The sequence below is a fragment of the Psychroserpens sp. XS_ASV72 genome (assembly GCF_041224425.1).
Classification (GTDB): Bacteria; Bacteroidota; Bacteroidia; order Flavobacteriales; family Flavobacteriaceae; genus Psychroserpens.
In genome coordinates, this window is sequence record NZ_JBGFGL010000058.1 from 1 (window position 1) to 5,266 (window position 5,266).

The window sequence follows — 5,266 nt, forward strand, 5'->3', positions numbered from 1 at the left end:
TTCAATAAAATGGCAATCCACGATAGCTGCGCCATCTAATTGACAAACAATGCCATGATGCCAACAGTCCAATATCATGGCATTTTTATCCATTTTATTGTATCTTCGTTATCATACCTGAACTGCGTTTAGCAGGTCGTTGTGGGCAATTTAAACCAACCGCCTGAAGCTAAATGGCTTAACCGAAATTAAGAATAAATCCTATCACCAAGATCAAATCTGGTATGGTTGTACAGTTCTTTTTGACCAAAAAGGTTATGATTAATTTAAATAAGTTGGATTGAAAACACTCAAAGAATTGAACCGCTGTTGTCGGTTAACAAAATTAAAATATCAATAAAATGAAAAAAAGTATTCTATTAGCTCTGGTATTGATTGTTGCGTTTGGGCTTCGTTCCTTCGCGCAGTCTGAAGAAAAGGGTTGGATAAAACTATCGGAAAAAACTGTGTCTTACATGGCTGAAACAGATAAAGTCAATATGCTTGGCAAAAAACAAAACATTTCTACAATAAAGTTAAAGTGTATTCGGGGAACCGTTAAGCTTAAAAAGCTACGCGTCAAAATGTCCGACGGCACAGAAAAAGAATTCTCTCCAAAAGGCACCGGTGTTTTTACCAATGGGATGTCATCTTTTGCGTTTAAGCTACCTGGAAATGATACTAAATTAAAAGAATTAGAAATTGATTATGACTCAGCTGGGAATATCATATTTACTAAAAGGGCAAAAGTTGAAATATGGGCCAAATTACGAGAATAAATGAAAGTAAACGTTTGAAAAAGTAAGCTTTGGCCCACTTGTTTATTTTTGATGAAAACTCATTAAAAATAAATCCAATGCAAATACATTCAACAAAGATTACAGAATGCATAGAAGAAGGCAAAAGCGTTTATAAAAATGATTAAATAGGAATTATTATGTGAATAAAACGTAATTAATTACTTGCTGTGCTTTGCATCTTTTTAACACTTGATGAATCTCCATAGGGAAGAACAGTTTGGCAAACTCAGCCGTATTTAATTCCACCAGATGGGGCAGACCTAGATTACAGCGGTTATCCAGCAATTCCTAGTGATAGTGTTGTGACGTCATTGTATAAAAAAGCGTTTAAAAACAACTGTTAAGTTTTCACCCATGGCAATGGTGATGCGGCAATGGACCAGATGATACGTACAATGAAGCCTGCCATAGAAGAATTTGGAAATGATGACCGAAGAAGTGTTCTTATCCACGGTCAATATGTTCGGGAAGATCAACTTGATTCTTTTATGGAATTGAATGTCATTGCTTCATTATTTCCGCTACATACCTATTACTGGGGAGACTGGCACAAACAGATTATTGGAGATAGCCTTGGAAACTCTATCAGTCCTACCAGAACAGCCTTGGATAAAGGTTTGAGGATAACCATCCATACAGATGCACCTGTAGCCCTGCCAAATTTAATGAGGATGGTCGGGATTTCAGTTGAGCGAAAGTCCCGTTCAGGTCAAGTGATTGGTGCGGATGAGAAGACAACTCCCTACGAAGCGCTCAAAGGCATTACAGATTGGTCAGCCTATCAGCATTTTGAAGAAGACACCAAAGGAACTCTTGAAAAAGGTAAGCTTGCCGACTTAGTTATTCTTGATAAAAACCCTTTAAAAGTGCCTGAAGAAGAAATAAAAAACATTATAGTTTTAGAAACTTATAAAGAGGGTAAACAAGTTTATAAAAGGTAACCCTAATACCAAGTTTGGTGTTTTTTTGATTGTAGTAGAATTTACCATTCCCAGCCAAATCCTGTAGTAAAGATATAATCTAATGCTTTTCCTGCTTCAGCTGGTCTATTATCATAATTGAGATTATAACCTGCTCTGATGTAAAAATCCTCAATAAAGAGATCATCATACTTTACATCGAATCTAAAGTCTACTCTAGTGCGACCAGACTTAACATTGGTATCTGAAAAAATTGTAGGGTATAGAATTATATTGGTGAAAAGCTCTAAATCACCGAGATCATATATGTTTAATTCTGTTTTCAAAAATCCCTCAAATGATTTTCTATTCGGTGTTGTTGTAGTAATTCCTTGCTCTGGATTTAAAATAGGTAAGAAGCTTTCAGTATTATACGCAAAACCAGCCAAAACATTCCAATACATCGTATTAGAATATTTTAAATAATTACCAATTCCCATTTTACTTGTTAAGCGTAAGTCTAAGGATTGTTCTGTATTTGATAGTAGATTTACGCTTGCGCCAAGAACCCAATCTTCAGGCAAAATATAGAGAAATTCAATTCCAGCATCATTTCTCCGTATATCTGACGCATCATCTTGTTTGGTCAATAACGTGTTATAAAATAGTCTAGTCGTCCACTTATCCGCCAAATATCCCATCCTTAAATTACCGTTTAGTTGTTGTTGGTTATTAGCTTTAGTTAATGTGAAACCAAAATCTATATTAGCAGAAAGACGGCTTAAAAAACCACTATCTATACTTTTTATGTAAACAACATCACTTTGATTAACAGTTAGGTAATCCCCTTCCCCTTTGTGAATTATTAGTTTTCCAATACCTGAACTTTTTAATGTTCCATTAGTTCTTAGCCCATCAGAAAGCGCTATGAAGTAACGCTGAGTTGCCTTTAATTCTTTAACGTCTTTCCATTTAATTTTAAAATCTGAGTCTGAATATGATGGTTCAATAGTCAAAACACCCTTGAACATACTTTTTAAGTCTCCTACAATAAAATCTCCGTTATTTAGCACGAGAGAATCATTTTGTGAGAAACTTGTATAGTGAATAACAAATATTAATAAGAAAAGTGTGAAAAGTTTATTCATTATATTTAAAAAAAATTTATGAAAACATTCTATTAATTAGTAAATATAAAATTTTTGTTTATTTAAATAATAATAAAATGTAAATGTTGTACATAACAAAGGCGAAAAAAGCATTATAATAATTGTTGTCTTGTTATTAGTCTTTTACTAAAGAATTCTCTCAAAAATAAATAATATGAAATATAAATTTTTAAGTTTGATCTTGATAGCTTTCTGTTTTCATAGTATAAAAGCACAAAATACAAAAGAAGAAATAGACCCTTCCAAGCCTACTAATCTTTACACACAAATTAACACATTAGGTGAATATAACGCTTATGACGGTTTTGCAACTTATGGTACAAGAGTTAATTTTCAATATGCTTTCAATCCTAATAATCTTTTATTAGGAGAAGTACCGCTATTGTATAATGATGCAACAAATGAATTTGGGCTTTCAGATGTTAGATTGCGTTACTTTAACGTAGTAAAAAGAAATATATCAAGCACTATTATAGCCATTGCGCCATTTACTGATATTACAATTCCAACAGGTTCAGCTGAAAAGGGTCTTGGCTCTGACACCTGGTCTATTGCGGTAGGTGGAGTGGTCGGGCTTGTTTTGAATAAAAACATATCCTTGTTTCCTGGAGTTAATTATGTGTATTTAACAGAGCCTAAAGAAAGTGGTTTAGGGTTTCAAACCAACATGAGCTTAAGTTTTAGTAAACAAGCATTTGTGTTTTTAAATCCTATTGTTACAATGTTTGATTTTGACACTATTTGGCAAGCTGAAGTTAACTTTAACTACATAATTACCCCAAATAAATTTAAAGTCAACACAGGGTGGTATCCTAATTTTACAAATGATATAAATACAATTAGAATTGGAGCAACGTTTTTTCTTTAGGATAAGAAAATAATATTTCAAAAGAATCACATAACCAGATAAAAAAATATTGCCAACAATGCCTATAAGTAATTGCTTAGTCCCACCTACTTCTGAAAATCCTCTCGGATTTTCAGTTTGGTTGTATTTCCAAAGTTAAATTCTAATACACGCAAATACTCATAGCCTAAACCGTTATGGTCACAATCAGCTGAAGCTGACTTGCGTGGCTACGTGCTGCGCACTCCCGCCCCACAAGCAAGTGTGACCATAACGACCTGCTAAACCAAATTGCTAAAACCCTTTATATTATCTACAGCTCCAGCTGACGCACTCAAGTGCTCAACGTGCCATAACACAGAGCTAAATGCAATTTGGATCAGGCACTCTAACTCCCAATTCAATAAAATGGCAATCCACGATAGCTGCGCCATCTAATTGACAAACAATGCCATGATGCCAACAGTCCAATATCATGGCATTGTTATCCATTTTATTGTATCTTCGTTATCATACCTGAACTGCGTTTAGCAGGTCGTTAGCCATTATTGAATAACAAATACAACTTATAAACAATTAAAATTAAATAGAAAATTATGAAAAAATTAGTAGCAGAATTTATCGGTACAATGTGGTTAGTACTAGGCGGATGTGGAAGTGCAGTTTTAGCAGCAGGAGTTCCTGACATAGGAATTGGACTTGTTGGCGTATCCCTAGCATTTGGACTTACAGTGTTAACAGGAGCCTATGCTTTAGGGCACATTTCTGGAGGTCATTTTAATCCTGCAGTATCTGTAGGGTTGTGGATTGGAGGAAGATTCGACAAGAAAGACTTATTGCCTTACATTGGTTCTCAAGTATTAGGAGGAGCATTGGGGGCAGCAATTTTATACTTAATCATAAGTAGCTCATCTGATTTTTCTGGAATTGGTTCAGCACCTGGAGCATTTGCAACAAACTTTTATGATGCAAATGTATATGGAGTAAACTATGGAATGATAGGAGCACTTGTCACAGAAATTGTTATGACATTTATGTTCTTAATAGTAATTCTGGGAGCAACGCATAAGAATGCTTCACCTGGCTTTGGAGGAATGGCAATTGGTTTAGCATTGACATTAATTCACTTGATAAGTATTCCAGTAACAAATACATCTGTAAATCCAGCAAGAAGTACAGCAGTCGCAATTTTTGCTGAAGCAAACGCAATGGGTCAATTATGGTTGTTTTGGGTTGCTCCAATTGTGGGTGCAGCTTTAGCAGGACTAGTTTACAAATTCATTTCATCAGAAAAAGAATAATCAAAACAATGGCTAACAATGTATATAAAAAAATAGGCGACCCAGTCTAAATTCAAGGCTTTTGGTTTGTATCAAAGCTTGTGCTTAACTGAAAGTTTCGTAATTCGAAATCGCCTACTTTTCATATACTAACCGTTATGGTCACAATCAGCTGAAGCTGACTTGCGTGGCTACGTGCTGCGCACTCCCGCCCCACAAGCAAGTGTGACCATAACGACCTGCTAAACCAAATTGCTAAAACCCTTTCTATTATCTACAGCTCCAGCTGACG

4 protein-coding genes and 1 pseudogene are annotated in these 5,266 nt (G+C 35.0%); 4 read left to right on the top strand and 1 reads right to left on the bottom strand.

Annotation, left to right across the window (positions count from 1 at the left end):
• The first annotated feature begins 341 nt into the window (after nt 1-341).
• Nucleotides 342-758 carry a DUF2541 domain-containing protein gene (locus AB9K26_RS00745; protein ID WP_138259771.1) on the top strand — a complete coding sequence of 139 codons (417 nt, stop codon included), beginning with the start codon at nt 342-344 and terminating at the stop codon, nt 756-758.
• Between the two features lie 383 nt (nt 759-1,141).
• Nucleotides 1,142-1,720, top strand: a pseudogene (locus AB9K26_RS00750) (amidohydrolase family protein); the annotation flags it as partial.
• Between the two features lie 41 nt (nt 1,721-1,761).
• Here AB9K26_RS00750 and AB9K26_RS00755 read toward each other — a convergent pair.
• Nucleotides 1,762-2,826, bottom strand: a complete 1,065-nt coding sequence (locus AB9K26_RS00755) for a DUF481 domain-containing protein (RefSeq protein ID WP_138259772.1) — start codon at nt 2,824-2,826, stop codon at nt 1,762-1,764.
• 175 nt (nt 2,827-3,001) lie between these two features.
• Between AB9K26_RS00755 and AB9K26_RS00760 the strand changes: the two genes are divergently transcribed.
• A complete protein-coding gene (locus tag AB9K26_RS00760; RefSeq protein WP_138259773.1) occupies nt 3,002-3,715 on the top strand; it encodes a hypothetical protein in 714 nt (237 codons plus the stop codon).
• Nucleotides 3,716-4,290: 575 nt separating this feature from the next.
• The gene (gene aqpZ / locus AB9K26_RS00765) at nt 4,291-4,995 is read left to right on the top strand and encodes an aquaporin Z (protein WP_369970633.1); all 705 of its coding nucleotides are present in this window, start codon (nt 4,291-4,293) and stop codon (nt 4,993-4,995) included.
• Nucleotides 4,996-5,266: the final 271 nt, after the last annotated feature.

Coding starts and splice junctions, on each gene's coding strand:
- AB9K26_RS00745 (WP_138259771.1), top strand. CDS start 342: ATGAAAAAAAGTATTCTATTAGCTCTGGTATTGATTGTTGCGTTTGGG.
- AB9K26_RS00755 (WP_138259772.1), bottom strand. CDS start 2,826: ATGAATAAACTTTTCACACTTTTCTTATTAATATTTGTTATTCACTAT.
- AB9K26_RS00760 (WP_138259773.1), top strand. CDS start 3,002: ATGAAATATAAATTTTTAAGTTTGATCTTGATAGCTTTCTGTTTTCAT.
- aqpZ (WP_369970633.1), top strand. CDS start 4,291: ATGAAAAAATTAGTAGCAGAATTTATCGGTACAATGTGGTTAGTACTA.